1 protein-coding gene is annotated in these 1,589 nt (G+C 33.2%); it reads left to right on the top strand.

Annotated elements, in window-relative coordinates:
* The first annotated feature begins 201 nt into the window (after positions 1 to 201).
* On the top strand, positions 202 to 1,563 hold the full coding sequence (locus A3842_RS09565; RefSeq protein WP_074101184.1) for a sugar phosphate nucleotidyltransferase: 1,362 nt from the start codon (positions 202 to 204) through the stop codon (positions 1,561 to 1,563).
* Positions 1,564 to 1,589 lie beyond the last annotated feature (26 nt).

Genomic DNA, 1,589 nt, shown 5'->3' with positions numbered 1-1,589 from the left:
ATACAATTCCATGGGTTCGTTACCATAATTCCAAATATTGGTTATGATCGTATTACCAGTCTCTATAACTGTTGCCTCTTTAATGTAGATAAACTTTGAAAATCCATCTATAAAATTAGGTGAGTATTTAGTCAAAAAATATTATAGGGAAAATAAAAAACAGTAGCGTTTAAAATCACCCTCAAAGTTAGGAGTAATCATATGAGAATTGTTTTATTATCTGGTGGTTCTGGAAAAAGACTTTGGCCAATATCTAATGATGCGAGATCAAAACAATTTTTAAAGGTTTTAAAAAATGAGGATAAAAAAAGAGAATCCATGATTCAGAGAGTTTGGGAACAACTAAAATGTGCTAAGTTGGAGGGGATTTCATATATTGCTACAAATAAAGCACAAGTAGAAATGATTCAAAATCAATTGGGGACTGAAACTAATTTAATTGTAGAGCCTGAAAGAAGGGATACATTTCCAGCAATTGCTCTTGCTGTGACGTATCTTTATTCTGTTGAAAAAGTTAGTAAAGATGAAGTAATTGTAGTAATACCTGTTGATCCTTATGTTGAACAAGGTTTTTTTGAGAAATTAAAGGAACTTGAGCAAGTAATCCTTAGCAATGAAGCTGATTTGGCATTAATTGGGGTTAATCCAATATACCCTTCTGAAAAATACGGGTATATTGTTCCCGATGTAAATGGACTTATTAATAATAGATGTAGTGTAAGTCACTTCAGAGAGAAACCAACACAGGATCAAGCTCTAAAATTAATTGGTATGGGGGCTTTGTGGAACTGCGGTGTATTTGCATTTAAACTTGATAAAATTATTTCGATTCTTAGGGATAAGAATTATTTAATCAATTATGAGGACTTGCTTCATGAATATGCGTCTATGCCTAAAATTAGTTTTGATTATGAAGTGCTAGAAAAAAGCGAAAACATTATTGCACTTTCATACAATGGTTACTGGAAAGATCTCGGAACATGGAATACTCTAACTGAAGAAATGACAGAACCACTGTTAGGAAAAGGAGTTATTAGTGGAGATAGTGTAGACGTCCATGTAATTAACGAATTAGATATACCAGTCGTAGTACTAGGATTATCAAACATAATTGTAGCAGCAAGTCCCGATGGGATATTGGTATCAGAAATAAATGCTAGCCCTAGAGTAAAAGATATTGCCGAATTTGGTTTGATTCCAATGTATGAGGAAAGGCGTTGGGGGTATTATCGCATACTTGACTATGCTAAGACACCTGGAGAACGTGAAGTCATAACTAAGAAAGTGGTTGTAAAAGCAGATAAAAATTTAAGTTATCATTTCCATTATAATCGAAATGAGATTTGGACAATCCTTAGTGGTAAAGGTGAGTTTGTGTTGAATGATAAATTATCCAGTATATATGCGGGCCAGGTTGTGGAGATCCCTGCTGGCTCTAAGCATGGGATAAGAGCAATTACTGATCTTGAATTTATTGAGGTACAATACGGAAATGAAATTATTGAAGAAGACATAAATCGTATTTTTTTGTCTTGGGATGAGTTAATGAAGCATATTTTATAATCGAAATTTTATACTTCTGACTTAAT

Source organism: Paenibacillus sp. P3E (assembly GCF_001909045.1).
Classification (GTDB): domain Bacteria; phylum Bacillota; class Bacilli; order Paenibacillales; family Paenibacillaceae; genus Paenibacillus_AQ; species Paenibacillus_AQ helianthi.
This window is presented reverse-complemented; position numbering and strand designations above follow the sequence as displayed.

Coding starts and splice junctions, on each gene's coding strand:
- A3842_RS09565 (WP_074101184.1), top strand. CDS start 202: ATGAGAATTGTTTTATTATCTGGTGGTTCTGGAAAAAGACTTTGGCCA.